A 25,689-nucleotide genomic window follows, 5' to 3' on the forward strand; every position below is an offset into this window, starting at 1 on the left:
TCCGGGGCCTGTCGAAGCGGGTGAACAGCGAGGGGTAGCGTGCGGCGGGACGACGGTTTCCGGACAAAGGGGTTGCGGGTGCAGACGACCACGGTGGACGTGAAGACCGCGGACGGGGTCGCGGACGCGTACCTCGTCCGGCCGGACGGCGACGGCCCCTTCCCGGCCGTGCTGGTCTTCATGGACGCGTTCGGGCTGCGGCCCCGGCTGGCCGAGATGGCCGAACGGATCGCCGCGCGGGGCTACCTCGTGCTGGTGCCCAACCTGTTCTACCGGGCCGGCCGGACGCCGCTGTTCGACCTGTCCCGGCTCGCCGAGCCGGAGCACCGGGGCGCCCTGTTCGGCGAGATCACGCCGCACATCATGGCGTTGACCCCCGAGGTGGTCGACCGCGACACCGGGGCGTACCTGGACTTCCTCGCCGCCCGCGACGACGTCGCGCAGGGTCCGGTCGCCGCCGTCGGGTACTGCATGGGCGGGATGAACGCGCTGCGGGCCATCGAGGCGTACCCGAACCGGATCGCCGCGCTGGCCAGCTTCCACGCCGGCCGGGTGGTCACCGACGCGCCCGACAGCCCGCACCGGGGCGTCGGCGCGGTCACCGGCGAGCTGTACTTCGCGCACGCCGACCAGGACGGGTCGATGACCGCCGAGCAGATCGCGGAGCTGGAGCGGACGTTGGACGCCGCCGGAACGCGGTACCGCTCCGAGGTGTACCCGGGCGCTAGCCACGGCTTCACCATGGCCGACACCGCGTCGTACGACGAGCAGGCCACCGAGCGGCACTGGAACGCGATGTTCGACCTGCTCGAGCGCACCTTCCGCCGCTGACCCCGGGCCCGCGTCGCGCCCGGGCGAGCAGGCGTACCGCGGCTGTCGTCCGGTGGCGAGTGCCGTGGGCAGGTGTCAGACTTCGCTGGTCAGCGCCGTTCGAGAAACGGGGATGCCCATGCCGGAACCGGATCACGGCCTGCGACCGGGCGCCGACACCGTTGAGCTGTTCGGCTGCCAGGTCACCATCGTCGACCCCGACGCCCTGCTCGCGGCGGCCCGCACCGGGCCGGTCGAGGTGCGACTGGAGGGCCCGTTCCCGGCTCCGGTCGACCAGGTCGGCTTCACGCTGGCCCCGACAGTCGTCGACGGCGTGCAGCGGTGCCGGATGGCCGCCATCATCCGTACCGCCCCGCCCATCAGGCCCGAGCATCCGCTGCGCTGGCTCGCCGCCGGCGCCGCCGGCCCGGCCGGCATGCTGCTCGTGCGGCGTCTGGCCGCGACCGGCGCCCCGGTCGGGCCGTTGGCCGTCCGGGCCGGCCGGATGGCTGTCGAGGCCTCCCGGCGCCTGGGCCTGGACCGGCCGGCGCCGGCCGCGGTGGCCGAGCGCCCGCCGGTCGGCGACCCGGCCGGTGTCGCGGTGCTGCGCGCCGCCGCGGAGCTGGGGTTGGATCCGGAGATCAGCGACGAGCCGGCGGTCGGCGGCGGCCGGCTGGTCACCGTGCGCGCCGCCGCGGTCGCCTCGGCGGTCACCCCGGCGCACCTGCGGGCGCTGGTCACCGTGGTGCTGCAGGTGGTCCGGGAGATCGTCGGTGACGACCCGGAGCCGCGCGCGCTGCGCGGCGGGACGTACGTGCTGGCCCGGCCGGTCGCACCGACCCGAGCGCGGCCGGCGCCGCGCAGCGAGGCGGTGAGCCTCGACCAGGTCGGCGGCCTGGACGAGGTCGTCGCCCGGTTCCGGGAGATCGCCATCTCGTTCCGGCATCCGCAGGTGATGGCGCGCTGGGGCGCCCGCCGGCCGCAGGGAATCCTGTTGTACGGCCCGCCGGGCACCGGCAAGACCATGCTGGCCCGGGCGCTGGCCAACGAGATCGGCGCGGAGTTCCGGGAGATCCGCACCCCGGAGATCCTGGACAAGTGGCTCGGTGGCTCCGAGCGGAACATCAAGCAGATCTTCCGCGAGGCGCGCCGCTACCGCGAGCCGACGGTGCTGCTCTTCGACGAGTTCGACAGCATCATCAGCTACGCCGGGGCCGGTGGGGACGCCGCGAGCCAGGCGGTCAACGCGGTGGCGGGAATCTTCAAGCAGGAGATGAACACCCTGATCGAGGAGAACCCGAACGTGATCGTGGTGGCCACCACCAACTTCCCCCAGCGGGTGGACGCCTCGCTGATCCGCTCCGGCCGCTTCGACGTGAAGCTGTCGATCCCGCCGCCCGACGAGGCCGGTCGTGCCGCGATCATCACCAGGATGATCCGGGACCTGGTCGACCGGCACGAGTCGTCCGGGTTCCGGATGTTCGCCGACGACATCGACCCGGCCGGGCTGGCCGCGGTCAGCCCCGGGCTGACCGGTGCGGACCTCCGCGAGGTGCTCCGGCGGGTCCAACTGGCCAAGGCGATGGGTGAGGCGACGGGTGCTGCACCGGTCGGGCCGATCGGCCAGGATGACCTGCGGGAGGCGATCGCCGGGCTGCGTCACGGCTGAGCCGCCCGCCCGGCCCGCGGCGGCCTCCGGTCGCCGGGGACGCTCGAGAGGAGACCCGTGTCGTCCACCCTGCTCTGCCGTCGTGACCTGCGGTTCCTGCTGTACGACTGGCTGGACGTCACCCGGCTGACCGAGCGGCCACGCTACGCCGAGCACTCCCGGGAGACCTTCGACGCGGTGCTGGAGCTGGCCGAACGGGTGGCCACCGAGCACTTCGCGCCGCACAACCGCGCGGCGGACCTCGCCGAGCCCACCTTCGACGGCCGCCGGGTGCGGCTCATCCCCGAGGTGAAGGCGGCGCTGGACGTCTTCGCCGAGACCGGGCTGCTCGCGTCCAGCCTGGACGAGTCGGTCGGCGGAATGCAGCTGCCGCACACCGTCGCGGCGGCCTGCTTCGCCTGGTTCCAGGCGGCCAACGTGGGCACCTCGGCGTACCCGTTCCTCACCCTCGGCAACGCCAACCTGCTGCTCGCGCACGGCAGCGCGGAGCAGATCGACACCTGGGTGCGTCCGATGGTGCAGGGCCGGTTCTTCGGCACCATGTGCCTCTCCGAGCCGCAGGCGGGCAGCTCGCTGGCCGACATCACCACCCGCGCCGAGCCGCAGGACGACGGCACGTATCGGCTGCACGGAACCAAGATGTGGATCTCCGGCGGGGACCACGAGCTGGCCGAGAACATCGTCCACCTGGTGCTGGCCAAGATCCCCGGCGGCCCGCCCGGCGTGAAGGGCATCTCGCTCTTCGTCGTGCCGAAGGTGCTGGTCGGCCCGGACGGTGCGCTCGGCGCGCGCAACGACGTCGCACTGGTCGGGCTCAACCACAAGATGGGCTACCGGGGCACCACCAACACGCTGCTCAGCTTCGGCGACGGCGCGCACCGCCCGCACGGGCGCCCGGGCGCGGTCGGTCACCTGGTCGGCGAGCCGCACCAGGGTCTCGCGCAGATGTTCCACATGATGAACGAGGCGCGGATCGGGGTCGGCGCCGGCGCCACCGCGCTCGGCTACACCGGCTACCTGAAGTCCCTGGAGTACGCCCGGCAGCGGCCGCAGGGCCGTCCGCTCGCCGGGAAGGACCCGGGCGTGCCGCAGATGCCGATCATCGGCCACCCGGACGTGCGGCGGATGCTGCTGGCGCAGAAAAGCTACGTGGAGGGCGCACTGGCACTCGTGCTCTACTGCGGACGGCTGCTCGACGAGCAGAAGACCGCGCCGCAACCGGCGGAGCGCGACCGGGCTCGCCTGCTGCTGGACGTACTCACCCCGATCACCAAGAGCTGGCCGGCGCAGTGGTGCCTGGCCGCCAACGACCTGGCGATCCAGGTGCACGGCGGCGCCGGATACACCCGCGACCACGACGTGGAGCAGCACTGGCGGGACAACCGGCTCAACCCGATCCACGAGGGCACCCACGGCATTCAGGCGCTGGACCTGCTCGGCCGCAAGGTCACCATGCGCGACGGGGCGGGCCTGGCGCTGCTGGTCGAGACGATCGGCGACACGGTGCGCCGGGCCGGAACGCTCGAGGGGGAGGCCGCGCAGCTTGCCGGGCAGCTCGGCGCCGCGGTGGACCGGGTCACCGCCGTCACCCGCCGGCTCTGGGCCGGCGGCGACCCGGAGGTCGCGCTCGCCAACGCCAGCCTCTACCTGGAGGCGGTCGGTCACGTGGTGATCGCCTGGATGTGGCTGGAGCAGCTGCTCGCCGTCGAGGCGGCGGGGGGCGCCGGGGGAGACGCCGCCTCCGGGGACGCCGACCTGCACGCCGGTAAGCGCCAGGCCGCCCGCTACTTCTTCCGGTACGAGCTGCCCCGCACCGGCCCACAGTTCGACCTGCTGGCCAGCCTCGACCGGACCACGCTGGAGATGCGCGACGACTGGTTCTGACATCGGGGCGAACGGTCGCCGCCGGCCGTCCCGGGGGACGGCCGGCGACCACTACCGTTGACGTGCGGTGCGGCAGGTCAGCGGCGCTCGATCAGCAGCCGATCCAGCGGATCGGGCGAACGTCGCCGTCGTTGTTGCGGAAGCCCACCACCACGCCGTTGTCGGCGATCGCCCGTGCCCCGCCGCCGCCCGGCAGCAGCACCGAGCCGCCGCCCCGGGTGAGCCGGTCACCGCCGACCACCACGCCGGCGGCGTTCACGTCGCTGACCACAGGCAGCCGCGGGTCGAGGGCCGTCCCGACGCCGGTCCGCAGGTCCCACCGGACCTTCGTGGAATTGCTGCCGCCCTGGTTGGCGAGCCCGATCGCCCAGTGACCGCCCGCGCCGTTGACCGTGGTGGACAGGGAGTCGGGCATGGTCAGCTCGGCGAGCCTGCCGTCCGGGTGACGGATCCAGCCGGTCGACGCACCGAGGTAGCCGGCGGTGCCGACGATGGTGCCGTCGTCGATGATGCCACTCGCCATTGCCCCGGCGGGTGCGTCGAGCACCTCGACCGTGCCCGGCCGCGCCGCCGGCCAGATCACCGAGATGAACTCGCCGGTCGTCGCGAGGTTGCTGTGCCCGACGACGTCCCCGGCGGTGTTGATCGCCGTGACCACGGTGCCCTGGGAGCCGGGCGGCACCGGCAGCGGCTGCACCTGCCCGTCGCGGTAACGCCACGGCTGGCTGTGGCCGTTCACCCAGCCGTAGCCGACCACGACGCCGTCGTTGTTGACGTCCACCACGGTCTCGACGAGCGGCGACACCACGGTGGTGAGCCGGAAGCCCTCCCAGAGCAGCAACAGCGGCTCGTTCACCGGGCCGCTGGTGCGCAGGCCGGACCCGGCGATGAACCGGCCGGTGGGGGCGATCGCGTCGGCCGAAGCCCGGTACGAGTCGGCCGGGTAGGGCAGCGGGCTGACTGAGCAGGGCCGGACGGACTCCGCGGATGCGGCTCCGGATCCGGTGGCGACACCGAGCGACGCGGTGAGCAGGCCGGCGGCGACGCCGGCGAGCACCCGGCGGCGGGCGATGTGGGTCATGGGTTCCTCCCCCGTGCGGCTGCGCCCGGTGATCCGGACACATGTTGCACGCAACACGTGAAGACCCATGATTAGGTTGCGGGCGGTCGGGTTTCCGACAGAACCAAAAACGGGGAGGAATCGGCCGGCGGCCGCGCCTCAGCGGCGTCCAGGGGAGTGATGCATCAACTGCCAGGCCTTCAGCACACCCAGCACGACCACCACGACCAGGGCGACCGCACCGATGATCACCAGCCAGCGGACCGCTTCGAGGAGTAGCCCGAGCAGGATGAGCGCGCCGGCGATCACGCCGACGACCCAGAGCATGGCCCGCATCTTCCACCTCCTGTGCCGGCCGCCCGCGCGACGGGCGGCTTCCCGGCCGTCCTTCCCGGTACGGCTCACACCATGCCTGAGCTGGGCGGACGTCTCGGTTCTCACCGAAGGTCGCAGTACCTCAAGATCCGGCTCCGCTCGGGGGCCGTTCGACGCCGTGCCGTCGGCGATGCCTGGCGTCCCGGACAAGCGTCAGGGCGATGACGAGAAGGCCGAGCAGGGCGACGACGGCATTGCCAGCCGTGAGGAACACGGCCTCGCCACGGGTGGCGTGGTCGAGATGGGTCACGTGGAAGAAGAAGTGGGGTATGGCGAAGGTCGAGAAGGCCGCCGCCGCGGGGATGGTGAACACGGCGCGAGGCGCGACGAACGCTATGCCGAGGACGACGGCGAGGCCGAGGGTGGCTCCGCCGAAGTCTCGCGCGTAGTGCTCGCTGAACGGCGGGGTGAGGGTGACGGTCGGGAAGTTCCTGTAGAAGCTCTCGGGAAAGGCCTGGTTCCAGAACCCGACGACGAGTTCGTCGAGGAAAAGGACGGCCAGGGCGATCCGGATCAGCGCGGTCACCGCAGAGCCGCCGGGCTCGCCAGCCACTCGTCGAAGGTCTGCTGGCCTCGGGGGCCGGGCCCGGCGGGCAGCAGGCCACCTCCGGCGATGGCCTGACCGGTGCGTCCCGGAAGGCGGAGCGGCAGGACGACGCGGCGACTGCCCCCGGCACGCAGCAGGCGGCGAGCCATGTCCGGCATTCTCAGCTGCTGTGGGCCGGCGATGTCCGACACCAAGCCGGCCGGGTTTGCCAAGGCGAGGTCGACCAGGCAGCGGGCGACCTCGTGGGCCGCGATCGGCTGGCTGAGCATCTGGGGCACCACGGCGACCGGTCCGCCATAGGCGACCGCCTGCGCCGCGAACTCGTAGAACTGGGTCGAGCGGAGCACCGTCGCGGGTACCGGGCCGTCGAGAACGAGCGCCTCCTGGCGTCGCTTGCCTGCGTAGTAGCCGAAATTCACCCGGTCGACGCCGACGATCGACAGAACGACGTGGTGCCGCACACCGGCGCGCTGGCCGGCCGCGAGCAGGTTGCCGGTCGCCCTGCCAAAGAACCTCTCCGACTTCTTCCGGCTCGTCGTCACCACGTTGCTGACATCGATCACAACCGCAACGCCGCTCAGCGCGTCGTCCAACCCGGAGCCGCGCATCAGGTCCACGCCTGTCGAGCGGGCGAGCACGACGGGCTCGTGGCCGGCAGCCTCGACGGTGTCGACGACGCGTCTTCCGACCCAGCCGGTCCCGCCGGCTACCGCGATACGCACTGAAGTAACTCCCGATCCGCGTCAGCCGTGACGCTGCAGTGGTGCGTCGCCCGGGTCCGGGCGCCGGTGTGAAGGAGACATCAACCGCTGTGCCAGCACTGTTGGTCCTACCTATCTGACTTCCCGCCAAGGCCGAAGTTCAGCCAAACGCCCTAAAGCGTGGGCTGCTCACGCTCGCCCCGCGCCGAGGCCGGCGAGCTAGGCCTGCCGGCGGTGTAGACAACGCGGGAAAGCGTCATGATCGCGACAAGGAGAGCGAGTACGGCCACGCCTGCGGCGGCGTAGAACGCGACCACTCCACCGTGGGTGACCCGGGCTCGGAAGGGGTTCGCCGCCGCGCCCGCCCCCACGGTGAACCCGGCCCTGCCGGCCACCGGGTGTCCGTCGGTGAAGGTTGCGCGCCAGCTGATCTCGTACCCGCCGTCGGGCATACCAGCGTCCACCGGCTGGACCAGCGTCGCGCCTCTGACGGCCGGCCGGCCGCCGGCCCAGTCCGTTCCCGTGCGGTCCATGATCGTGACGGTGCTCTCCGGGGTGATCGCGGCGGCGAACACCACCTCGACCCGGCGCGGGGCGGTCGGGAGCGCGGCACCGTCCGCCGGCGTGATCGAGTGCGTCGCGCCGTGGGCGAACACCGGGGTCGGCGCGACCGCCAGCGGGAGACCAGCAGCCAGCGCGACCGCGACGATCAATCCGACGGTACGACGAATGAGAGGTGCCCGGCCGATGCACGGCTCGCCGGTCACGCCCTCGGCAACAGGTCTGTACATGGCATGCTCCCTCCGCCGCAGACGGCCGCGGCGTTCGAAGGTGGGACCGAGCGACGCCGCGATTCGTGACAGCAGGGCCGGCCGCTCGGCGACCTGTCACGAATCGCAGAGCTGCTCGGTCCGTACCGGTGACACCTCGGACGCCGGGTCGGGACAGCGGAAGGAGCAACAACTCGTGACCGTCATCATCCGCATCGCGTTGGCGATCTTGTTCGTCGACAACGCCGTGGTCGGGCTCTGGAACGCGATCTGGCCAGCGAGCTTCTACACGGACTTCCCGACGGTGGACCTCACGCCGCCGTTCAGTGAGCACTACGCGCGGGACTTCGGCACCGCGTCACTGGCGATCGCGTTGCTGCTGGGCATCGCGGCGGTCAAACCCAAGGCCCACTTCGTCATCCCCGCCGCAGCGGCCTACTCGATCTTCGGAGTGCCGCACTTCTTCTATCACCTCGCCAACATGGAGAACGCCACCGTCGGGGAGGCGATTCTCCTCACCACCGGAAACGCGGCCGTGGCGCTCGTCGGCCTGGTGATCATCCTGCTCACGGTGCTGCGTGACCGCCGAGCGGCTCGGCTCGGCGTCGCGCCGGCTCCGGCCGCCCACTGAGGGGAGAACGATGGTTCCCGAATCCCGCCGGCCACCTCGGTCGGCCCCGCTACCCAGCACGTTCTGCGCGGTCGTCGCCGAACGACGCCTCCTCGAGAACATCGCACACTGCCTGCTCGACTCAGCCGCGGCGGCGGAATACGCGGTACGGGAAACGTACGTCCGCTGGTACACGATGCAGGACGACGAACAGGACAGCATCGACAGGCCGGTCACCTGGCTCGTCGGCACGCTCGTGCGGATCTGTGTCGACCTACTCGAATCGGGCCCACGCCGTACCGACGGCCAGATCGTCGACCGAGCAGGTCACTCCGCTCTTGCGAGTCCGGTGCCCCGACGAGGGCGTGCCTGGCGTGACGCGCCGAAGCTGTAGTACGGCCGTGCGGGGGTATCCACCTGTGCGCGGGTGCTCAGCGACAGCGGCGACATCGGCAGTGGAGCGAGTTCATCCGCACAGCCGCGGACAGAAGGGACGAGGCGGGCAGTCATGACAGGGCTAGGGAACGAGGGGACACTGATCGACGCCCTGGGGGTATTCGACGCGGTCCGTCCCCGGCTCTTCGGCATCGCCTACCGGATGCTCGGCAGCGTCACGGAGGCGGAGGACGTCGTGCAGGACGCCTGGCTTCGGTGGCAGCAAACCGATCGCAGCCAGGTACGGGACCCGGTCGGCTTCCTGATCACGACCACCTCTCGAATCGCTCTGAACGCCGCGACATCGGCTCGCGCCCGCCGCGAGTTCTATCCCGGGCCGTGGCTACCCGAGCCCGTCGACACGTCCGCCGACCCGATGTTCCAGGCCGAACGCAACGAGTCGCTCGAACTTGCCGTGCTGCTCCTGTTGGAACGGCTCACCCCGGCCGAGCGGGCGGTGTACGTGCTGCACGAGGCGTTCGACTACCCGTTCCGGCTGGTCGGCGAGGTACTCGGCATCAGTGAGGCGAACGCGCGGCAGCTCGGCCGACGCGCCCGGATGCACCTGGCCCAGGAGCGGCGCGATCCGGTCGCCCGCGCGGACCACGGCCGTCTGCTGCGTGCATTCCTCACCGCCGCCCGATCCGGAGACCTGACCCAGCTCGAGAAACTGCTCGCCGAGACAGCCGTTTCCTACGCCGACGGCGGCGGCGCCGTCCGGGCCGCACAGCTGCCCATCGTCGGACGCGACAACGTGGCGCGTTACATCCTGGGGCTGGTCCGCAAGTTCGGGAGCGACCTCTCGTTGGAGATCGTCGAATCCAACGGCGAGGCCGCGATCCTCCTGTCGCGGGCAGGAACCGCCGTCGGGTTGGTCACCGTCGACGCCTCACCCGACGGTATCGAACGAGTGCTGATCATCCTCAACCCGCAGAAGCTGACCCGGTTCCAGCGATAACCCGTCGGTGTCGAGGCGAATCACCTGACCGCATGTGGTGTGCGGCGGTTCAGCGGCGGCTGCCCGTGGATCGGCTTGACGAGCTGCCTGAGTCGTCGTCGAACACGTCGCGCCGGCCGCACGGATGGGATCGTTGGCGGATGGCCGAATCACTCGACCTGCATCTGGAGTTCGATCGGGATGCGGGGTTCCCGGGTCGTTCGCTGGAGAGTGCGCTACGAGAGAGCATTCGAACCGGTCGGCTGCGGGCGGGGTCGCGTCTGCCCGGGAGCCGGAGCCTGGCCACCGACCTGGGCCTGGCCCGGGGCACGGTGGTGCAGGCGTACGCGCAACTGGTGGCGGAAGGGTGGCTGGTGTCGGCGCCCGGCTCGGGTACCCGGGTCGCGGACGTACGCCATGAGCTGCCCGACTCGCGGCGGAAACCACGGCCGTCGACGGCGTCCGAGTCGGCCATCGAGTTGCGGCCGGGATTACCTGATCTCGGTTCGTTTCCGCGCGCGGCCTGGGCCGGCAGCATCCGCCGGGCGTTGGCGACGGCGTCGCGCGGCACGCTGGACTACCCCGAGCCGACGGGGCTGCCGGCCTTGCGGGCGGCGTTGACCGGGTATCTCGCGCGCACCCGGGGGGTGCGCTGCGACCCGGACGCGGTGGTGATCACCGCGGGATTCACCCAGGGTCTGTCCCTGCTGGCGCGGGCGCTGCGCCGGCGTGGCGTACGCGCCATCGCCACCGAGAATCCCGGTCTGGCCCCTCACCGCATGGTGCTCGGTGCCGCGGGCCTGACCGTCACCCCGCTCACCGTTGGCGCGGGCGGGGCCGACCCGGACGAGGCCGTGGGTCAGGCCGCGCTGCTCACCCCGGCGCATCAGCATCCGACCGGGGTGGTGCTCGCCCCGCAGCACCGCTACCGGTTCATCGCCTGGGCGCGAAAGCACGACGCATTCCTGATCGAGGACGACTACGACGGGGAGTTCCGCTACGACCAGCGGCCGGTGGGCGCGATGCAGGCGCTGGCGCCGGAGCGGATCGTCTACGCCGGCAGCACGAGCAAGTCGCTGGCACCGGGCGTACGCCTGGGCTGGTTCGTCGTTCCCGAGCCGCTGCGCCGCGACCTCGCGGACGTGATCCTGGAGACCGGCGCCGCGGTCTCCTCGATCGACCAGCTCGCGATGGCCGACCTGCTCACGCAGGGCGACTACGACCGGCACATCCGCCGCATGCGCCTGACCTACCGGCGCCGCCGGGCCGAGCTGGCCGACCGCCTCGCCGAGGTGACCACCACCCCACTGGAGGGCATCGCGGCCGGCATGCACGCGCTGCTGCCGCTGGCCTCGGCGGCCGAGGAGCGCCGGCTGATCCAGATCGGGCGTGGCCAGGGCCTGCACCTGATCGGCCTGCACAGCAACGGCTACTGGCACGATCCGGCGGACGAGCGGCAGGCGGCGGCCCTGATCCTCGGGTACGCGGCGCCGCCGTCGCACGAGTGGAAGTTGGCGCTAAGCAAACTCGGCCAACTGGTCCATCAGAATAGTCGCTGAGTGGTCCATTCTGTTGGTCCGGGCCGGGCTACGTTCGATTCATGCAGACGATGAAGATGGGAAACAACGAGGTCGTGCTGCTGGGCACGGCCATGCCGCCGGTGCTGCCAGAGGGCTCGCACGTGATGACCGGGACAGTCGAACTACCGCCGGGTGACCCCGGCTCGCCGCCGCACCGGCACTCCGGTCCGGTCTTCGGCTACATGATCGAGGGCGAGATGATCTTCGAGCTGGAGGGCGAGCCGGAACGGGTGATCAAGGCCGGTGAGGCGTTTTGGGAGCCCGGCGGCGACGTCATTCACTACCAGGCCGCCAACAACCTGCCGGACCGGACGAGCAAGTTCCTGGCTGTCATGGTCTGCGCGCCCAACCAGGAGATGCTGGTGTTTGTCAGCCCCGAGGAACTCGAACAGCGCAAGGACCGCCGGGCGCCCCGGCCGAACTGATACCGGAGCATCGTCATGCGCATCCTTCTTGCCGGTTCGACCGGCGTCATCGGTCGCCGGCTCGGGCCGATCCTGACCGACCAGGGACACGAGGTCATCGGGCTGGCCCGCAACGGTCCGGTCCCCGTCGACGTGCTCGACCGGGACGCGGTGGCGGCCGCCGTCCGCGACGCCCGGCCCGACGTGGTGATGCACCAGTTGACCAGCCTGAGCACGGGCGACTTCGCCGCCAATTCGCGGCTGCGCCGGGTCGGGACCCGTAACCTGGTCGACGCGGCGCTTGCTGCCGGCGTACGCCGGATCGTGGGGCAGAGCATCGCCTGGGCGTACGAGCCGGGCGCCGAGCCCGCGACCGAGAAGACCGCACTCGACCTCGGCGCCCCCGAACCGCGGCAGACCAGTGTGGCCGGTGTCGCCGCGCTCGAGTCTGCCGTTCAGGAGGCACCCGAGTGGATCGTGCTGCGGTACGGCACCCTCTACGGCCCGGACACCTGGTACGCACGCGACGGCCAGATGGCTCAGCTGGCCGCTGCCGGCAAGGTCCTTGCTGACGCGGACGCGAGCAGCCTGCTGCATGTCGACGATGCCGTCGCCGCCGCGCTCGCCGCCCTGGACTGGCCGTCCGGCGCGGTCAACGTCTGCGACGACGAGCCCGCCCCAGCCGCGGAGTGGGTGCCCGTGTTCTGCGCGGCGGTGGGGGTCGCGGCTCCCGCGGTGACCGACGGCGAGCGGCACGGCTGGGCGCGGGGAGCGAGCAACCACTACGCCCGCAAGCACCTCGGCTGGACCCCGACGTATCCCTCCTGGCGAGCGGGATTCGCCGTCCTGTGAGCCGTCCGCCCGCCCCGGCCGCAGGGTGGCCCGGCCCGCCGGCTCAGTCGGCGCGCTGCGCGACGTAGACGGTGTTCGCGGACTCGCCGCCGGTCAGGGGGTTCGCGAACGGCACGACGTGCGCCTGGGAGGTGGCGAACACCGCGGCGAGGCTCCGCTCGAAGTCCGGGTCCGGCGGGTCGTCCGACCAGAGCGCGAAGACCCCACCCGGGTGCAGGTGCTCGGCGAGCCGGCGCAGCCCTTCCGGGGTGTAGAAGGCGGCGTGCCCGGAATCCAGCAGGTTGCGCGGCGAGTGGTCCACGTCGAGCAGCACCGCGTGGAAGCGGCGGCCGGGGCGGTCCGGGTCGAATCCGTCGCGGGCGGCGGCGGCGAAGAAGTCGGCGTGGACGAAACGGGTCCGCGGATCGTCGGCCAGCCCGGCCGCGAACGGCAGCAGACCCCGCTGGTGCCAGTCGATGACGTCCTCGATCGCCTCCACGACCAGCAGCGAGCCCACCCGGTCGTCGGCGAGGGCGGTGCGCGCGGTGTAGCCGAGGCCGAGCCCGCCGACCACCACGTCCAGGTCGCCGCCGGGCAGCGGGGCCAGCCCCAGTCTGGCCAGCTCGATCTCCGCGACCGGGAAGAGGCTGGACATCAGGAACTCGTCGTCGAGCTTCACCTCGTACACCTCGACCTGGAGGGCGGGATCCCGCCGCCGGCGCAGGCTGATGGCGCCGATCGGGGTCTCCCGCCAGGCCAGTTCCTCGAAGCGCGCGCCCACGTCGGTGCCCTCTTTTCCGCCGGATCCGTCCCGGAATGCTACCGAGCGGCGACCGCCGCGCCGGACACGGCCACGTCTACGGCCCGGGGGAGGCCAACAGGAGCCGGGCGTCAGCCCGGCCAGGCAAGTGCCAGCGCCGGTGCCATCAAGACCGACGCCACCACCGCCACCGTGCCGACCGGGCGGCACAGCCCCGACCTGCGCCGAAGGAGGACGAGCAGCGCGCCGGTGACCAGCAGCGCGACCGGCGTCGTGACGGCGACCCCGAGGAAATCCACGAAGCGGAGCGCATCTACGGGCGCGTCGTGACCGTCGACGGCCCAGGCGAGGGCGCAGAGCACGGCCAACCAGCTGGCCGGGGCGAGCAGCGCGCAGAGCAGCGCGAGCGCCGTGAGGCCCTGGCCCGGCCCGGGCAGCACCGGGTCGCTCCGGTCGGGTCGCTGCCACGGCCGGCCGCCGGGTATGGAATCCACGGGGCGACCGTACCGGTGCGCCCGAGGCGGGGTCTGTCCCCGCCACCGGACCATCGGGAGTTGTCCGCGACCGGGTCGGCAGGCCACCACGGAGGGTCCACGAGGGATCGACGGAACGCTTATCCTGTGCCCCGGACGACCCACCGGAAGGGATCCCATGCCGTCGCGGCAGGACCAGCTGCACTCGTACCAGTTCACCGTCCAGCGGGCGGTCGCCGCGCTGGTCATGCGGGAGACGGACCCGGTGCAGTCACCGTTCCGGCGGCTGGCCGGCGCCGCGCTGGCCAGCGTCCTGGTGGCGGCGATCGGGCTCGGCGGCTTCGCGCTCTACGGGCTGTTCACCGGTGGCGGCAGCAGCTGGCGCGACGCCGGCGCGGTGATCGTGGAGAAGGAGTCCGGCGCCCGGTACGTCTACCGGGAGCAGAAGCTGCATCCGGTGCTCAACTACGCCTCGGCGTTGCTGATCGTCGGCGCCGAGCAGTCGCGTACGGTGCTGGTCTCCCGCCGGTCGATCGAGGGCGTGCCACGCGGGCTGCCGCTGGGCATCGCCGACGCGCCGGACTCGCTGCCCGCCCCGGCCCGACTGTCGACCGCGCCGTGGACGGTCTGCTCAATGCCGCCGAGCGACGCCGACCGCACCGGCTCCCGTTCGGCGCTGCTGATCGGCGCCGACGCCGGCCGCGGTCGACCGCTCGGCGAGGAGGCGCTGCTGCTGCGCCACCCCGACGGCGGGCTGCACCTGGTCTGGCACCAGCGCCGTTACCTCATCCGCGACCCCACCCGGGTGCTGGCCGCGCTGGCCACCACCCGGGCCCGGGCCGTGCCGGTGGCTCCGGCCCTGCTCAACGCGCTGCCGGCCGGTGTCGACCTGGTGCCGCCGACACTGCCCGGCCTGGGCCGCGGCTCCGAACGGGTGCCCGGCGCGCGGGTCGGCGACGTCTACCTGGTGCGCAACTCCGGCGGCGGTCGGCAGTACGCGGTCGTGGTCCGGGAGGGGCTGGCCGGCATCACCGAGTTGCAGGCCGGGCTGCTGCTGGCCCGAACCGGTCAGGGAGAGCCGGAGGCGATGACGCTCGGCCGGTTCGCCGCGCTGCCCGCCGAACCCGACCTGACCCCGACAGGTCCGACCGCCCCGCCGGCGGCGCCGCCGAAGCTGACCAGCGTCGAGGCGGGCGGGCTCTGCGCCCGAGTGGGCGACGACGCAGGGGTGGCGGAGGTGCACGTCGGCGTACCCCTGCCGGACCTGGCCGCCGCGCCGCGCACCGCCGCCGGGACGCCTGGTGGGCCGCGGGCCGACCACGTCGTGGTCGAGCCGGGTCGCGGTGCGGTCGTCGAGGCGGTCGCGGCGCCCGGGGCGTCCGGCGGCGCGGTCTCGGTCGTCACCGACCTCGGCCGGCGGTACGTGCTGGCCGACCGGGGAGTGCTCGGCATGCTCGGCTACCGCGACGTACGACCCGCCCGGTTGCCGGCCGGCCTGGTCAGCCTGGTGCCCGCCGGCGCGACCCTCGACCCGGCGGCGGCGCGGGCGGTCGCCGCGCCCGGCTGAGCGCGGCCCAGGTGCTATGCCGGGCGGCGCAGCACGCTGACGGCGAAGTCCGCGTCGTCCCGCCAGGGGCGCAGGTCCCAGGTCGCGAAGCGGTGCTCCAGGCGCAGCCCGACGGCGACCGCGTCGGCGTCGAACGCGGTCAGCGGGTAGCCGCGGTCGGTGCCGAAGCCGACCGCCAGCACCCCGTCCGGGCGCAGGTGCGCGGCGATCCGCCGCAGCACCTCCGGCTCGGTGCCGGCGGCGACGAAGGCCAGCACGTTGCCGGCCAGCACGGCCGCGTCGAACGGCTCCGCCTCGCCGTGCGCCGACAGGTCCAGCTCGGCCAGGTCACCGACCAGCCAGCGCGGACCGGGGTGATCGGCACGGGCCGCCTCGACCAGCGCCGGGTCGGCGTCCACGCCGACGACCGTGTGTCCCCGGGCCGCCAGCGCGGCACCCACCCGGCCGGTGCCCGCGCCGGCGTCGAGGATCCGTGACCCCGGGGGCACCAGGGTGTCCACCAGACGCGCCTCACCGGCCAGGTCCACCCCCTCGGCCGCGAGCCGCCGGAACCGGTCGATGTACCACTGCGAGTGCGCCGGGCCGGTGTCGGTGGCCCAGCGGGTCGGGTTGCCCATGCCCCAACCGTAGCCAGGGCGGCTGGCCGGTCAGGGCAGTCGGGCCACCGTCACGAACTCGTTGTAGGTGAAGAGCTTGCCGAACGCGCGCGGGAACGGGAACGAGTACTGCCGCGCCACGCGCAGACCCAGCTCGTGGCAGGCCTCGGCCGCCTCGGCGAACCCCACGAACCGCACGTGCGAGGCGTCGCTGCGATAGCCGCGCTCCTGCGGGGTGATCAACACCACCGTTCCGCCGGATTTGACGAAGGGCAGGTATGACTCGACCACCTTGACGGCCTCGTCGGCCGGGAGGTGTTCGAGCAGGTGCGCGGCGAGCAGCGAGTCGAACGCGTCCGGTCGGGCGTGCTCGGAGCGGAAGAACTCCTCGATGGTGTACGCCTCGAACCCGGCGGCCCGGGTGTGCTCAACCGAGGTCGGGTTGTGATCCACCCCTACCCCGTTGCCGTCGAGGTTGGCGAGGTTGCGGCCGAGCCCGGAACCCACGTCCAACGTCCGGCCGAGGTGCAGCCGGCGCAGGTTCCACCGGTAGGGCGTCTGCACGTCCAGTAGTTGCTTCCAGCGTGCGCCGCCGAGCCGCTGCAACCGGCGGGTGTAATCCTCGCCCTCGGTCTGGGTGGGATCGTCCTGGCCTGCCCGACGCATTGCCGGCTCCTTTGCCTGCTGGTGTACGGAGGGTATGCACGTGTGAACCGGTCGTACCCGAACGGCCGACCGGCTATGTCCCCCGTTTGCGCTGCAAAGTGGCTGGCCCCGATGGTACGGCCTGGGCGACCTGCGTGGGGCGAATCTGACCGGCACGTCAGGACTTGTGCCGGTTGATGTCACTGCTGGTCAGCGGTCGGCCGCGCTCGGTGGTGCTCCGGCGGGGCGGCGGCCCCACCCGGGCCGCCGCCGCGCCGGTCAGCCCTTCTCCGCGCCGGTGGTCAGGCCCTCGGTGAGCAGCCGCTCGCTGGCGAAGAAGAGGATCACGATGGGCAGGGTGAGGATCACCGAGCCGGCCATCAGCACCGTCTTGGGCACCTCCACCCCGTCGGCGAGCTGCGCCAGCCCCAGCGACACCGTCCACCGGTTCGGCTTGTCGACCAGGAAGAGCAGGGCGAACAGGAATTCGTTCCAGGCGATCATGAAGTCGTAGAGGGCGACCGCCATGATCGACGGGGCGGCGAGGGGCAGGCTGATCCGTCGGATGATGCCGAGCCGGCCGGCGCCGTCGATCGCGGCGGACTCCTCCAGGCTGATCGGGATGGTCTCGAAGTAGTTCTTCAGCATGTAGACCGAGACCGGCAGCGTCTGCGAGATGTAGACCAGCACCAGCCCGATCAGCGAGCCGCGCAGCCCGGCCCGGGTGAAGACCACGAAGAGCGGGATCGCGATCACGATCGACGGGAAGAGATAGACGGCCAGGAAGAGGAAGTGCACCTGGCGCCGGCCGAAGAAGCGCAGTCGGGACACCGCGTACGCGCCGGGAATCGACACCACCAGGGTGAGCAGGGTGGCCGCGACGGCCACCAGCCCGCTGTTGCGGATGAAGGTGAGAAAACCCTGGCCGCCGTTGTCGGTGGACTTCAGCACCTCGGCGTAGGTGGCCACGGTCAGCTCGCCGAGGCCGACCACCAGCGCGCCCGGGTCGAGCAGCAGCCGCTCGATCGGGCGCACCGAGAGCACCAGCATGTAGTAGAAGGGGAAGACGGTGACCAGCAGGAACGCGGCAATCACCAACCGCCGTAGCCAGCGCAGGCTCACCGTCTCGACCTGGTCGCGGTCCATCAGTCCACCCTCCGTCCGAAGAAGCGCAGGTAGATCACGACGAACACGATGAGCACCACGGCCAGCACGACCGCCTGCGCCGCGGCCGCGCCGATATCGGTACGCGCGGTGAGGAACTCGTAGACCCGGACGCTGACCACCTCGGTGCCGGCGGCACCCCCGGTGAGCAGGTAGACGTCGTCGAACTTGTTGAACGTCATGATGAACCGCAGCACCCCGAGCAGGGCGATCACCGGCATCAGCTGGGGCAGCAGGATGTGCCGGAACTGCTGGGTGGGGGTGGCGCCGTCGACCCGGGCGGCCTCCTCCAGCTCGCCGGGCACCGCCTGGAGCCGGGCGAGCAGGAACAGGAACGCGAACGGGAAGTATCGCCACGACTCGAAGGCGATCACCGTCCAGAGGGCGGTGGAGTCCTGCGAGAGGAACGGCACCGGGGCGTCCCAACCGAGCAGCCGCTGGCCCCAGTGGTTGACGATGCCGAGCTGCGGGTCGAGCATCACCTGCCAGACGAAGGTCATCGCGACCACCGGCGCCACGTAGGGCAGCAGCATCGAGGCGCGCACAAGCGTGCGGCCCCGGAACGGGCGGCGGACGACCAGCGCCGCGACCAGGCCGAGCACGATCGACCCGAGGGTGCTGCCGACGCTGTAGACGAGCGTGGTCCAGAGCGAGTCGGCGAAGCCGGGGGTGTGCAGCACCCGGTCGATGTTGTCCAGGGTGAACTCGCCGAAGAGTCCGGTGCGGCGCAGCGTGGCCAGCCGGACCCGCTGGAAGGCCAGTACCACGGTCCAGACGATCGGGATGCCGATCACCGCGAGCACGACGAGCAGGGTTGGCGCGACCAGCGCGAGCCCGGCCCGGGACTCGCGCCGGCGCAGGGTCAGCGGTCGGCGGCGGCGGTCCGGGGCCGGCCGCTCCCGGGTGGGGGAGCGGCCGGGGCCCGGTGCGGTGGTGGTCAATTGACGCCGGCCTTGATCGCCTCCACGTCCTTCTTCGCCCGGCCGGCGGCCGCCTGAGCGTCGGACTTGCCGGCCACGACGTCGGCGAGCGCCTTGGGCACCGGCAGTTCGCCGAGGATCGCGCCGACGAGCTTGCCCTGCCCCTGGGTCAGCCCCCAGCGTTGGAAGGTGTCCGGGCTGGTCCGCAGGGTGTCGAGGACCGGTTCGCCGTAGACGTCGGCGAGCGGCTTCTTCGCGTCGACCCCGGCCTGGCTGGTGTTCCAGGCGGTGTGGAACTTCTCCGGATCGCCGGTGGTGCCCTTGCGTACCGGGAAGCGCCCCTCGGGTGACATGCCGAACCAGCGCGGGTAGCCGTCGTCGAGCATGTACGCCACGAAGGTCTTCGCCGACTCGGCCGCGGCGCCGTCGAGCACCGCCCATGAGCTGATCTCGCCGTACTGGGCCGGCTGGGCGCCGTTCGGGCCCTTGATCGCGGTGACGAACCCGCTGTTCTTCGCGAGGAACGTCGCGTCGGCCTGGCACTGCGGGCAGGTCGGCTTGGCGTCGTTACGCAGCCCGGCCAGCTCGTCGAGGATGAACGGCGACCAGATGAGCATGGCCGCCTTGCCGGCGAAGTAGGTGGCCCGGGTGGTGTCCACGTCCTGGGCGCCCCGCACCGACGAGGTGCGCATCAGGTCGCCGTAGAACCGGAACGCCTCGACGCACTGTGGCGAGTCGAGCGTCACCCCGCCCGCGTCGTCGGTGAGCTGGCAGCCGTTGGCGAGTGCCAGGTGCTCGAAGGTCTGCTGGGTGAAGACGTCGCCGGGCGCGGTAGCCGCGGTGATCCCGGCCATCCCGCCGGTGTTCAGCCGGGCCGCGGCGGCAGCGATCTTCTCGTAGGTGTCGGGGACGGGCAGGCCCGCCGCGTCGAAGAGGTCCTTGCGGTAGACGAGCAGCTGGCCCCACCCGTCGCTCGGCACGGAAAGCTGCCGGCCGTCGTCGGCGGTGAGCTCCAGCGCCCGGGCGGAGAAGGTCTGCCGGCCGAGCTGCTCGACGATCTCGCCGTTGGCGTCGGGGTGCAGCAGCTCGTTGCCGGCCAGGGTCCGGATGCCGGCCAGCGAGACCGAGCCGACCACGTCGGGCAGCTCGCCGGCGGCGGCGCTGGACGCGATGAGCGCGGGGAACTGGTCCTCGTTGACGGTGACCAGCTCGACCTGCACCCCGGTCTTGGCGGTGAAGTCGGCGATGATCGCCTTGGTGGCGGTGACCCGGTCGGCCACGTCCTCCAGGCTCCAGACGGTGATCTTCTTGCTGTCGCTCTCGGGCTCGTCGTCGCTGCAGGCAAGCAGGGTTGACCCGGCAAGTGCCATGATCAGGGTGACGGCGAGGGTCCGCATCGGAGTGAATGACATCGGCGGCACTCCTCTCGAAGGGTACATCAGGGATTCAACCCCTTCGATTGATCAATTACAAGACATATGCCGATTTTTTGTTCTACGATGGAACCCGGCGCTACCGGGATGTGACTCATGGTCAATTGGGTTGTCTCTCTCGCCGGGCCCCGACGGATCAGCCTGGAGCCCTGCCCCGCAGACCCGCTCGGTCCGGGCCAGGTCCGCGTCCGCACCTGCTACTCCGGCATCTCCGCCGGCACCGAGCTCACCCTCTACCGAGGCAGCAACCCCCGGCTCAGCAAGGACTGGGACGACGCCGCCCGGATGTTCGTGCCGCGCCAGAGCCCGGTGCCCTACCCGCTGGTCGGCTTCGGCTACGAGGAGGTCGGCGAGGTCATCGAGGTGGCGCCCGGGGTGACCGACCGCCATCCCGGGCAGGTCGTCTGGGGCATCTGGGGCCACCGCGCCGAGGCGGTCCTGGCGGCCGACGCCGTCCAGCCCCTGCCACCCGGGCTCGACCCGCTCGCCGCGGTCTTCGCCCGCCCCGGCGCCATCGCGCTCACCGCGGTGCTCGCCGGCGACCTGCACCTCGGCGACTGGGTCGGGATCTTCGGGCAGGGCGTGATCGGGCTGCTCGCCACCCGGCTGGCGGTGCTCTCCGGGGCCCGGGTGGTGGCCGTGGACCGGGTCGCCAGCCGGCTGACCCACGCCGCCCGCTACGGCGCCCGGGCGGCCGTCGACGCGGGCAGCGAGTCGGCCGCCGCGGTACTGCGCGGCGCCACCGGTGGCCGGGGCGCCGATGTCTGCCTCGAGCTGTCCGGGGCGTACCCGGCGCTGCACGAGGCGATCCGGGCCACCACCCACGCCGGCCGCGTCGTGGCCGCCGGCTTCTACCAGGGACAGGCCGACGGCCTCGGCCTCGGCGAGGAGTTCCACCACAACCGGATCCAGCTGGTGGCGGCCCAGGTCTCCGGGCCGACACCGGCGCCCGGCATGGCCGGCCGGTGGACCGGAGCCCGGGTCGCCCAGACCTTCATGGATCTGGTGGCCGAAGGCGCCGTGGACCCGCTGCCCCTGGTGAGTCACGTCGTCGACGCCAGCGCGGTGGCCGATGCGCTGGCGTTGCTCGACCGCGGTGACGGTGACGTCCTCCAAGTGGTGCTGAGGTTCCCTTGACATCCTCCCGGCCCTTGGAGGCCGGGATTCCTCGCCGTCACCAGCGAGGGTTCCTGTTTCGCAGCCGACTGCCCGAAGGGAGAACTCCCGTGAGGTCTGACGTCAGCTCCGCAGGCGTTTTACCTCTCCGCCAGCCCGGCGGCGAGAATGTTGAGGGCCGCGTTCACGTCCCGGTCGTGCACGGCACCGCAGCCTGGGCACGTCCAAGCGCGGACGCCGAGGGTCATTGCCGTGTTGATCCGCCCGCACGCCGAGCAGGTCTTCGTGCTCGGATACCAGCGGTCGATGGCGATGACCGTCCGGCCGTACCAGGCGGCTTTGTACTCGATCATGTTGCGCAGTTGTGTCCACGCCGCGTCGGAGATGGCGCGGGCCAGGCTGTGGTTGGCCAGCATGTTGCGCACGCCGAGGTCTTCGATCACGACCGTTTGGTTCTCGCGGACGAGTCGAGTCGACAGCTTGTGCAGGTGATCACGGCGCCGGTCGGCGATGCGGGCGTGGATGCGGGCCACCGCAAGCCGAGCTTTGGCCCGGTTGGCGGAGCCTTTGGCTTTGCGGGACAAGTTGCGCTGCGCTTTGGCCAGCTTGCGCCGGTCGGCGCGCTCATGCCGGGGGTTGGTGATCTTCTCCCCGGTGGAGAGGGTGACCAGGCTGGTGATGCCAGCGTCCATCCCGACTGCGGAGTCCGTGGGTGCCAAGGGCTCGATTGTGGTCTCCACCAAGATGGAGACGAACCAGCGGTCAGCCGCGTCGCGGGACACGGTGACCGTGGACGGCTCAACCCCTTCGGGCAGGGGTCGCGACCACGCGATGTCCAGCGGCGCGTCCATCTTCGCGAGGGTGAGTTGTCCGTCGCGCCAGCGAAACGCCGAGCGGGTGTACTCCGCCGACGCCCGGGACTTGCGCTTCGACTTGAAGCGCGGGTAGCGGGCGCGCTTATCCCAGAACGCCGCGAAGCCGGCTTGCAGGTGCCGCAGGGTTTGCTGCAACGGCACGGAGCTGACCTCGTTGAGGTAGGCCAGATCCTCGGTGCGTTTCCACTCGGTCAGCCACGCCGACGACTGCACGTAGGTGCTGTGCTGCCGGCGCACCGCCCATGCGCGGGTTCGGGCTTCCAGGGCGAGGTTGTACACCTTGCGGACACAGCCGAAGGTGCGGTTGAGCTGATCAGCCTGCTCAACCGTCGGATAGAAGCGGTACTTGTATGCCCGCTTCACCACCCCACCCATACCTCACTTCTACCAGCCCATCATGCAAGACGACTGTCGAGGGGAGGGAGCGGCGTTTCCTCCCGACCCTAGACGGCCGGGTTCTCACGCCGCGTGACCGATGACCATTCCGATCGCCTGCCAGGAGCAGCTCCTGCCCGGCACCGACCTGATCCAGAAGTACGCGCTCGCCACCGCGCTCGGCTTCGACGCGATCGAGCTGCGCGGCCGCGGCGACCTGGCGTTCGCCCGCCGACTGCCCGAACTGCGCCGGGCACGAGCCGCCGGCGTGGTGATGCCCACCGTCTGCGTCGAGATGGACCACTTCATCGGCGACTTCGACCCGGCGCGGTCCGCCGACGCGGTCCGCAACCTGCGCTCCCAGCTCTCGGTCATCGCCGAGCTGGGCGGGGTCGGGGCGATGACCCCGGCCGCGTGGGGCATGTTCTCCCGGCGGTTGCCGCCGTTCGAGCCGCCCCGCCCCCCGACCGGCGACCGGCAGATCCTCGTCGACGCGCTCGGCGTCCTCGGCGACCACGCCCGCTCCGAGGGGGTCACCCTCTTCCTGGAACCGCTGAACCGGTACGAGGACCACATGGTCAACCGGCTCGACGAGGCCGTCGCGCTCTGCGCCGCGGTCGGGCTGCCGTCGGTACGGGTGGTCGCTGACACCTTCCACATGAACATCGAGGAGGACGACGTGCACCGCGCGCTGCGCTCGGCCGCGCCGTACCTCGGGCACGTGCAGGTCAGCGACTCCAACCGCTACCAGCCGGGCACCGGCCACCTCGACTGGCCGGCCCTGGTCCGCACCCTGCTGGAGATCGACTATCGGGGCTGGCTGGCCCTGGAGTGCCGGCTGCGCGGCGATCCCGTCCGGGCACTCCAGCAGGCCGCCACCGTGCTCCGGCACGCCCTGCCCCGGCAGGCCGCGGCATGAGCGAGCGAAGCGAGCGGACCATCAGGCACAGCAGCGTGGCGGCGCGCGGCGCCGGCGTCGGCGTGACCGGTTCGACCGAGGGGCCGGGCGGCAGCCCCGAGCGGTTGCACCGGCTCGCCGTGGCCACCCTGGACGGCAACTGGGAGCACGACCACACGGTGCCGTCGCGCACCCTCTACCCGCACCAGTGGAGCTGGGACTCGGCGTTCATCGCCATCGGGCTGGCCCATGTCCGGCCGGAGCGCGCCTGGCGGGAGCTGGAGAGCCTCTTCGACGCCCAGTGGGCCGACGGCCGGGTGCCGCACATCGTGTTCAACCCGCGGCTGCCGGTCGGCGCGTACTTTCCCGGGCCGGGGTTCTGGGGCTCGGCCGGCGCCGAGGGCGCGCCGGCCGCGGCCACCTCCGGCATCATCCAGCCGCCGGTGCACGCGCTCGCGGCCTGGCTGGCGTACCGTCGGGCGCCCTCCGACGCGGCGCGCGCGGCGCTGCGCCGGCTCTATCCCAGGCTGGTGGCCCAGCAGCGCTACCTCGCCACCCGGCGGGACGTGGGCGGTGGCGGACTGGCCTGCATCGTGCACCCGTGGGAGTCCGGGCTGGACAACAGTCCCGCCTGGGACACCCCGATGGCGGCGGTCGTGGCCGACGTCGCGGTGATGCGGGCCTACCGCCGGCACGACACCACGCACGCCCACGCCGCGCACCGCCCCACCGACCTGGACTACACGCGCTACGTGGCGATCGTCGCGTCCTACCGGGAGGACGGCTACCGCGATGGTGGGCTGGCCGGGCGACACCCGTTCCTGGTGGAGTGCCCGCTGTTCAACGCGGCGATGGGCGCCGCCGAGCACGCGCTGGCTCGGATCGCGCCGTTGGCCGGCGCGGACCCCGGCCCGCACCGGGAGCGGGCGGCCCGGATCACCGAGGCGCTGGTCCGCCGGCTGTACGACCCGGGCACCGGGGCGTTCCAGCCGCGTGACCTGCGGACCGGTCGCCTGGTGCCGGCCCGGACGGTGCTCGGGCTGGCGCCGCTGATCCTGCCCGACCTGCCGGCGCGGCAGGTCGAGGCGGTCGTCGCCGAGGCCTGTTCGGCCCGGTTCGGGGTGGCGCCCCGGATGGACCGGCCACTGCCCAGCTACGACCGCACCGCGCCGGACTTCGAGCCGCTGCGCTACTGGCGCGGCCCGAGCTGGATGAACATCAACTGGCTGCTTCGCCGCGGCCTGCTCACCCACGGCCGGGACGCCCTGGCCGCCGGTCTCGGCCGGTCGATGGTGGAGCTGGTGGCGACCGCCGGCTGCCACGAGTACTTCCACCCGGACACCGGCGCCGGCCTCGGCTCGCCGGCGTTCGGGTGGACCGCGGCGCTCCTGCTCGACCTGCTGGCCGACGCGCGCGAGCCGGCGGGCGCGGGCTGAAGACCGCCCGGGCCGGCGTGGGACGCGGACCGGCCGGCCCGGGCTGACCCCCCGGGCCGGCCGGTGACACCGGGCGGGCGGTAGCCCCCAGTGCTTCCGCCCGCCCGGTGGCTCCTCCAGATCGAACCGCCGTACGCGAAGGAGCATTGATCACTTTCGGCCTCGCGTCAGGTGGTCTGTCGCGTCGTCCTGATGCCGTGGCGCACAGTGGACACGGCTGATCGACGCCGCCGTCCTAGTCGAGTCGTCGCCAGTCCGGCCAGGCGGGCCGCTGCGTGGAGGTCAACGCGTCGAGCATCACCCGTTCGACCTGCTCCGGCGTCAGCTCCGCACGCTCGTCGCCGCCCGGCGGGTAGGCGGCCCAGCTGCGGTTCTCGGTGTCGGCCATCACCACGCCGACGGGATGCCGGTGGTCGGTGACCGCCGCGATGGCGCCCCACGGCCGGCGCACATGCACCTGCTGGTCGAGGTCCGGGTCGAGGTCCCGCAACCACCGTTGGACGGTCTCCCGGTCGGTCACCGCAACGTGTTCGCTGCTCACCCGGAAGATGCTCTGGCTGGTCAACCGCTCCGCCACGTCCTGCGGCGGCGGATCGTGCCGAGCGGAGCGCTTGCGTAGCCATCCCATGTCGACTCCTCTCGATCCGGCCGGCCTTTCCGGAGGTGGATGCCCCGGACCGGGCGGTCGGGAAACCGGCGCCGGTTCTAAAGTGATCGCCCGCAGCCGAACGGGGGGGGGGGGGGGCGTGATGGCCGAGATCGACAAGGTGGCCGGCACACGCCAGGCCCCCGGGCGGGACCGGGGCCCCCCGTCCCCG

Annotated in this window: 27 protein-coding genes; 13 read left to right on the forward strand and 14 right to left on the reverse strand. The window is 72.1% G+C overall.

What is annotated here, in order from left to right; genetic code table 11:
• Positions 1-78: 78 nt before the first annotated feature.
• The 3 genes from ACIBBA_RS26445 (at position 79) to ACIBBA_RS26455 (ending at position 4,363) form a co-directional block, all read left to right on the forward strand.
• A complete protein-coding gene (locus tag ACIBBA_RS26445) occupies positions 79-831 on the forward strand; it encodes a dienelactone hydrolase family protein (protein ID WP_396700630.1) in 753 nt (250 codons plus the stop codon).
• 118 nt (positions 832-949) lie between these two features.
• Entirely contained in the window at positions 950-2,479 is a 1,530-nt protein-coding gene (locus ACIBBA_RS26450) for an AAA family ATPase (protein WP_396700631.1), read from the forward strand.
• A gap of 57 nt (positions 2,480-2,536) precedes the next feature.
• On the forward strand, positions 2,537-4,363 hold the full coding sequence (locus tag ACIBBA_RS26455; protein WP_396700632.1) for an acyl-CoA dehydrogenase: 1,827 nt from the start codon (positions 2,537-2,539) through the stop codon (positions 4,361-4,363).
• Positions 4,364-4,454: 91 nt separating this feature from the next.
• Here ACIBBA_RS26455 and ACIBBA_RS26460 read toward each other — a convergent pair whose 3' ends face one another.
• The 5 genes from ACIBBA_RS26460 to ACIBBA_RS26480 all read right to left on the reverse strand — a co-directional run bounded on the left by ACIBBA_RS26460 (position 4,455) and on the right by ACIBBA_RS26480 (position 7,837).
• Positions 4,455-5,444 (reverse strand): hypothetical protein, encoded by a 990-nt coding sequence (locus ACIBBA_RS26460; RefSeq protein ID WP_396700633.1) that lies wholly within the window; start codon positions 5,442-5,444, stop codon positions 4,455-4,457.
• Between the two features lie 138 nt (positions 5,445-5,582).
• On the reverse strand, positions 5,583-5,759 hold the full coding sequence (locus ACIBBA_RS26465; protein ID WP_350874645.1) for a hypothetical protein: 177 nt from the start codon (positions 5,757-5,759) through the stop codon (positions 5,583-5,585).
• A 121-nt stretch (positions 5,760-5,880) separates the two neighbouring features.
• Entirely contained in the window at positions 5,881-6,324 is a 444-nt protein-coding gene (locus tag ACIBBA_RS26470) for a hypothetical protein (RefSeq protein ID WP_350874646.1), read from the reverse strand.
• A complete protein-coding gene (locus ACIBBA_RS26475) occupies positions 6,321-7,067 on the reverse strand; it encodes an SDR family oxidoreductase (RefSeq protein ID WP_396700634.1) in 747 nt (248 codons plus the stop codon). The genes ACIBBA_RS26470 and ACIBBA_RS26475 overlap by 4 nt, the downstream gene beginning before the upstream one ends.
• Positions 7,068-7,219: 152 nt before the next feature.
• Complete coding sequence (locus ACIBBA_RS26480) at positions 7,220-7,837, reverse strand: copper resistance protein CopC (protein WP_396700635.1); 618 nt, start codon at positions 7,835-7,837, stop codon at positions 7,220-7,222.
• Between the two features lie 175 nt (positions 7,838-8,012).
• Here ACIBBA_RS26480 and ACIBBA_RS26485 point away from each other — a divergent pair, with 175 nt between their 5' ends.
• The 6 genes from ACIBBA_RS26485 (at position 8,013) to ACIBBA_RS26510 (ending at position 12,634) form a co-directional block, all read left to right on the forward strand.
• Positions 8,013-8,447, forward strand: a complete 435-nt coding sequence (locus tag ACIBBA_RS26485; protein ID WP_396700636.1) for a hypothetical protein — start codon at positions 8,013-8,015, stop codon at positions 8,445-8,447.
• 10 nt (positions 8,448-8,457) lie between these two features.
• Complete coding sequence (locus tag ACIBBA_RS26490; protein ID WP_396700637.1) at positions 8,458-8,820, forward strand: hypothetical protein; 363 nt, start codon at positions 8,458-8,460, stop codon at positions 8,818-8,820.
• A gap of 114 nt (positions 8,821-8,934) precedes the next feature.
• The gene (locus ACIBBA_RS26495; protein ID WP_396700638.1) at positions 8,935-9,819 is read left to right on the forward strand and encodes an RNA polymerase sigma-70 factor; all 885 of its coding nucleotides are present in this window, start codon (positions 8,935-8,937) and stop codon (positions 9,817-9,819) included.
• A 140-nt stretch (positions 9,820-9,959) separates the two neighbouring features.
• Positions 9,960-11,357 carry a PLP-dependent aminotransferase family protein gene (locus ACIBBA_RS26500; RefSeq protein ID WP_396700639.1) on the forward strand — a complete coding sequence of 466 codons (1,398 nt, stop codon included), beginning with the start codon at positions 9,960-9,962 and terminating at the stop codon, positions 11,355-11,357.
• A 41-nt stretch (positions 11,358-11,398) separates the two neighbouring features.
• Entirely contained in the window at positions 11,399-11,803 is a 405-nt protein-coding gene (locus tag ACIBBA_RS26505) for a cupin domain-containing protein (protein WP_396700640.1), read from the forward strand.
• 15 nt (positions 11,804-11,818) lie between these two features.
• Positions 11,819-12,634 carry an NAD-dependent epimerase/dehydratase family protein gene (locus ACIBBA_RS26510; RefSeq protein WP_396700641.1) on the forward strand — a complete coding sequence of 272 codons (816 nt, stop codon included), beginning with the start codon at positions 11,819-11,821 and terminating at the stop codon, positions 12,632-12,634.
• A 43-nt stretch (positions 12,635-12,677) separates the two neighbouring features.
• On the opposite strand, the gene ACIBBA_RS26515 is transcribed toward ACIBBA_RS26510, so the two are convergent.
• Positions 12,678-13,394, reverse strand: coding sequence for a spermidine synthase (locus ACIBBA_RS26515; protein WP_396700642.1), 717 nt, complete (start codon positions 13,392-13,394; stop codon positions 12,678-12,680).
• Positions 13,395-13,504: 110 nt separating this feature from the next.
• Positions 13,505-13,867, reverse strand: a complete 363-nt coding sequence (locus tag ACIBBA_RS26520) for a hypothetical protein (RefSeq protein WP_396700643.1) — start codon at positions 13,865-13,867, stop codon at positions 13,505-13,507.
• A 157-nt stretch (positions 13,868-14,024) separates the two neighbouring features.
• Between ACIBBA_RS26520 and eccB the strand changes: the two genes are divergently transcribed.
• On the forward strand, positions 14,025-15,413 hold the full coding sequence (gene eccB, locus ACIBBA_RS26525) for a type VII secretion protein EccB (protein WP_396700644.1): 1,389 nt from the start codon (positions 14,025-14,027) through the stop codon (positions 15,411-15,413).
• Between the two features lie 14 nt (positions 15,414-15,427).
• Here the strand turns inward: eccB and ACIBBA_RS26530 are convergent, their stop codons facing one another.
• From ACIBBA_RS26530 to ACIBBA_RS26550, 5 genes are all read right to left on the reverse strand, one after another.
• Positions 15,428-16,030 carry a class I SAM-dependent methyltransferase gene (locus tag ACIBBA_RS26530; protein WP_396700645.1) on the reverse strand — a complete coding sequence of 201 codons (603 nt, stop codon included), beginning with the start codon at positions 16,028-16,030 and terminating at the stop codon, positions 15,428-15,430.
• Between the two features lie 30 nt (positions 16,031-16,060).
• Positions 16,061-16,675 carry a methyltransferase domain-containing protein gene (locus ACIBBA_RS26535; protein ID WP_396700646.1) on the reverse strand — a complete coding sequence of 205 codons (615 nt, stop codon included), beginning with the start codon at positions 16,673-16,675 and terminating at the stop codon, positions 16,061-16,063.
• 258 nt (positions 16,676-16,933) lie between these two features.
• Positions 16,934-17,800 (reverse strand): carbohydrate ABC transporter permease, encoded by an 867-nt coding sequence (locus ACIBBA_RS26540; RefSeq protein ID WP_396700647.1) that lies wholly within the window; start codon positions 17,798-17,800, stop codon positions 16,934-16,936.
• Positions 17,800-18,759, reverse strand: coding sequence for a carbohydrate ABC transporter permease (locus ACIBBA_RS26545; RefSeq protein WP_396700648.1), 960 nt, complete (start codon positions 18,757-18,759; stop codon positions 17,800-17,802). Before ACIBBA_RS26545 ends, ACIBBA_RS26540 begins: the two co-directional genes overlap by 1 nt.
• Positions 18,756-20,150, reverse strand: coding sequence for an ABC transporter substrate-binding protein (locus ACIBBA_RS26550; RefSeq protein ID WP_396700649.1), 1,395 nt, complete (start codon positions 20,148-20,150; stop codon positions 18,756-18,758). Before ACIBBA_RS26550 ends, ACIBBA_RS26545 begins: the two co-directional genes overlap by 4 nt.
• Before the next feature lie 117 nt (positions 20,151-20,267).
• On the opposite strand from ACIBBA_RS26550, the gene ACIBBA_RS26555 reads away from it, so the two are divergent.
• Positions 20,268-21,308 carry a zinc-binding dehydrogenase gene (locus tag ACIBBA_RS26555; RefSeq protein WP_396700650.1) on the forward strand — a complete coding sequence of 347 codons (1,041 nt, stop codon included), beginning with the start codon at positions 20,268-20,270 and terminating at the stop codon, positions 21,306-21,308.
• A gap of 119 nt (positions 21,309-21,427) precedes the next feature.
• Here the strand turns inward: ACIBBA_RS26555 and ACIBBA_RS26560 are convergent, their stop codons facing one another.
• Positions 21,428-22,537: an RNA-guided endonuclease InsQ/TnpB family protein gene (locus tag ACIBBA_RS26560; RefSeq protein ID WP_396700651.1), complete on the reverse strand. Its 1,110-nt coding sequence runs from the start codon at positions 22,535-22,537 to the stop codon at positions 21,428-21,430.
• A 100-nt stretch (positions 22,538-22,637) separates the two neighbouring features.
• On the opposite strand from ACIBBA_RS26560, the gene ACIBBA_RS26565 reads away from it, so the two are divergent.
• Both ACIBBA_RS26565 and ACIBBA_RS26570 read left to right on the forward strand, forming a co-directional pair.
• A complete protein-coding gene (locus tag ACIBBA_RS26565) occupies positions 22,638-23,456 on the forward strand; it encodes a TIM barrel protein (protein ID WP_396700652.1) in 819 nt (272 codons plus the stop codon).
• Positions 23,453-24,871, forward strand: a complete 1,419-nt coding sequence (locus ACIBBA_RS26570; RefSeq protein WP_396700653.1) for an MGH1-like glycoside hydrolase domain-containing protein — start codon at positions 23,453-23,455, stop codon at positions 24,869-24,871. The genes ACIBBA_RS26565 and ACIBBA_RS26570 overlap by 4 nt, the downstream gene beginning before the upstream one ends.
• 235 nt (positions 24,872-25,106) lie before the next feature.
• Here ACIBBA_RS26570 and ACIBBA_RS26575 read toward each other — a convergent pair whose 3' ends face one another.
• Entirely contained in the window at positions 25,107-25,499 is a 393-nt protein-coding gene (locus ACIBBA_RS26575) for a hypothetical protein (protein ID WP_396700654.1), read from the reverse strand.
• Positions 25,500-25,689: the final 190 nt, after the last annotated feature.

The sequence above is a fragment of the Micromonospora sp. NPDC051006 genome (genome assembly GCF_044456245.1).
GTDB lineage: Bacteria > Actinomycetota > Actinomycetes > Mycobacteriales > Micromonosporaceae > Micromonospora.

What these genes read in the sequence shown, in the direction of transcription:
- ACIBBA_RS26565 (WP_396700652.1), top strand. Translation starts at nt 22,638, where the DNA reads ATGACCATTCCGATCGCCTGCCAGGAGCAGCTCCTGCCCGGCACCGAC.
- ACIBBA_RS26495 (WP_396700638.1), top strand. Translation starts at nt 8,935, where the DNA reads ATGACAGGGCTAGGGAACGAGGGGACACTGATCGACGCCCTGGGGGTA.
- ACIBBA_RS26535 (WP_396700646.1), bottom strand. Translation starts at nt 16,675, where the DNA reads ATGCGTCGGGCAGGCCAGGACGATCCCACCCAGACCGAGGGCGAGGAT.
- ACIBBA_RS26510 (WP_396700641.1), top strand. Translation starts at nt 11,819, where the DNA reads ATGCGCATCCTTCTTGCCGGTTCGACCGGCGTCATCGGTCGCCGGCTC.
- ACIBBA_RS26555 (WP_396700650.1), top strand. Translation starts at nt 20,268, where the DNA reads ATGGTCAATTGGGTTGTCTCTCTCGCCGGGCCCCGACGGATCAGCCTG.
- ACIBBA_RS26540 (WP_396700647.1), bottom strand. Translation starts at nt 17,800, where the DNA reads ATGGACCGCGACCAGGTCGAGACGGTGAGCCTGCGCTGGCTACGGCGG.
- ACIBBA_RS26575 (WP_396700654.1), bottom strand. Translation starts at nt 25,499, where the DNA reads ATGGGATGGCTACGCAAGCGCTCCGCTCGGCACGATCCGCCGCCGCAG.
- ACIBBA_RS26570 (WP_396700653.1), top strand. Translation starts at nt 23,453, where the DNA reads ATGAGCGAGCGAAGCGAGCGGACCATCAGGCACAGCAGCGTGGCGGCG.
- ACIBBA_RS26500 (WP_396700639.1), top strand. Translation starts at nt 9,960, where the DNA reads ATGGCCGAATCACTCGACCTGCATCTGGAGTTCGATCGGGATGCGGGG.
- ACIBBA_RS26505 (WP_396700640.1), top strand. Translation starts at nt 11,399, where the DNA reads ATGCAGACGATGAAGATGGGAAACAACGAGGTCGTGCTGCTGGGCACG.
- ACIBBA_RS26560 (WP_396700651.1), bottom strand. Translation starts at nt 22,537, where the DNA reads ATGGGTGGGGTGGTGAAGCGGGCATACAAGTACCGCTTCTATCCGACG.
- ACIBBA_RS26490 (WP_396700637.1), top strand. Translation starts at nt 8,458, where the DNA reads ATGGTTCCCGAATCCCGCCGGCCACCTCGGTCGGCCCCGCTACCCAGC.
- ACIBBA_RS26465 (WP_350874645.1), bottom strand. Translation starts at nt 5,759, where the DNA reads ATGCGGGCCATGCTCTGGGTCGTCGGCGTGATCGCCGGCGCGCTCATC.
- eccB (WP_396700644.1), top strand. Translation starts at nt 14,025, where the DNA reads ATGCCGTCGCGGCAGGACCAGCTGCACTCGTACCAGTTCACCGTCCAG.
- ACIBBA_RS26460 (WP_396700633.1), bottom strand. Translation starts at nt 5,444, where the DNA reads ATGACCCACATCGCCCGCCGCCGGGTGCTCGCCGGCGTCGCCGCCGGC.
- ACIBBA_RS26450 (WP_396700631.1), top strand. Translation starts at nt 950, where the DNA reads ATGCCGGAACCGGATCACGGCCTGCGACCGGGCGCCGACACCGTTGAG.
- ACIBBA_RS26480 (WP_396700635.1), bottom strand. Translation starts at nt 7,837, where the DNA reads ATGTACAGACCTGTTGCCGAGGGCGTGACCGGCGAGCCGTGCATCGGC.
- ACIBBA_RS26550 (WP_396700649.1), bottom strand. Translation starts at nt 20,150, where the DNA reads ATGTCATTCACTCCGATGCGGACCCTCGCCGTCACCCTGATCATGGCA.
- ACIBBA_RS26530 (WP_396700645.1), bottom strand. Translation starts at nt 16,030, where the DNA reads ATGGGCAACCCGACCCGCTGGGCCACCGACACCGGCCCGGCGCACTCG.